Source organism: Luteibacter sp. P4_D7_3 (assembly GCF_056401735.1).
Genome location: NZ_JBFUIT010000518.1, coordinates 1 through 1,652, shown reverse-complemented (window position 1 = coordinate 1,652; position 1,652 = coordinate 1). Strand labels below are relative to the sequence as shown.

Here is a 1,652-nt window from a genome sequence, read left to right as displayed (position 1 = left end):
TGACAGCGCTCCTTGGTTCCTGTCATTCTCGCCCAAGATCCGGCGCGGTCGCGGCACCACGCACAGGCAGCAGGGAAACAGGGGCACGACGAATGACAAAGCGAATTCTGGCCGCGCTGGCGGCGATCGGCTGCCTCGGCTCGGCAGCAACGGCGTGGGCGAACGAGACGCCTACCAGGCCGCTGGTGACTGACCCGGCATACCTGGGCCCTGTCCGGCTCKTCGACATCGGAGGCAGGCGCCTCAATCTCTATTGCCGCGGCACGGGTTCGCCCGCCGTCATTTTCGATGCGGGAGGGAACGATACGACGATTGCGTGGGCGCTGGTGCAACCGGCTATCAGCAAGACGCACACGACCTGCTCCTACGACCGCGCAGGGCTTGGCTTCAGCGACGCCTCCGATCGTCCAGGCACGTCGGGGAACGACGTCGACGATATCCACAAGGCCCTGCAGGCGGCGCATATCAAGCCACCGTATCTACTGGTGGGGCATTCCTCCGGTGGCATGGCGGTCCGTGTCTTCGCGGATCGGTATCGTGATGAAGTGGTGGGCATGGTCATCGTCGACGGCTCGCATGAGGACCAGGTGAGCCGCGCGAAGGCACGAGAGGCGCTCGAGGCCAGCGAGATGCCGGCGCTGGCGAAGCACGATGTTCCAGCAGACCCACACTGCGTTGATGCGGCCAAAAGTGGCGCGATTCCCAAGGACTCTCCCGCCTTCGCGCCCTGCGTCGGCGAGATGTATCCCGGAGTGGACCAGGCGATTACCGAGGCGACCTTCAAGGCCATGGCGTCGCTCAAATCCCAGAAGGCCCACACGTCAGAGGAGGAGAACTTCGCGACGGTAAGCGCAGACGAAACCCGCGCCACACGCCGCGATTTCGGTGACATGCCCATCATCATGCTCACGCATGCACCGCGCCCTGCTCCCAAAGATTTGCCGCAGGCCATGCAGGACCGACGCACCATGGTGTGGGAACAAATGCACAATGAGGTAGCCGCCATGTCAACGCATGGTGTGAACTGGATCGTTCCGCGCAGCGGCCACACGATCAACTACGACCGCCCTGAGATCGTCATCGATGCAATCGAACAGGCGCTGGCAATCGCAGCCCGGCAGGCAAGCGAACGGAGGGGCCCAGCCACTGCCAAGTTGCCTCTAACGAGCACTCGCTGACCGAGTTGCGAAAAATTTACGCTACAGCCTCAGCCCTGACATAGCGGCTTTACAGCATTTCGCTGCACCATGGCGCATTCGCTCTGGAAGCGATGGCGAGTACGATGTCGTGAGTATTGTCATTGTTCATGGGCCGCACGGCAGCGGTCATTCCATCACAGCCGACCTGCTTCTCCACCTCAAGCAGCAAGCCTGTCAGGCTGGGCGCACACTGGAAATGCGGGCATGCGGTGCCTTGCGCGATTTCATCGCGGTGGTGGGTTCTGTCACGCCCGTGGCGACCGAATTCGTGCTCCTCGATCCGGGCAGTCTGACCTCCGAAATGCGTGCGCATCCCGAGTCGGGCTTGAGCCAGGCCATTGACGATCTGCGTGCGCCTTATATCGACGTCCACGACGAATTTGGTGATGGGCTTGAGTGCTGCGCCGGTCTGCAGAAGCCACCGGCGGCCACGGTCATCATCAACGGCAATGG

At 62.4% G+C, this 1,652-nt stretch carries 2 protein-coding genes; both read left to right on the top strand.

Annotated elements, in window-relative coordinates; genetic code table 11:
• Nucleotides 1–1,178: alpha/beta fold hydrolase (locus AC1DSN_RS22250; RefSeq protein WP_477332967.1), on the top strand; the 1,178-nt coding region annotated here is incomplete at its 5' end.
• Between the two features lie 109 nt (nt 1,179–1,287).
• Nucleotides 1,288–1,652, top strand: a 365-nt coding sequence (locus AC1DSN_RS22245) for a hypothetical protein (RefSeq protein ID WP_477332965.1), incomplete at its 3' end; no start/stop codon positions are given.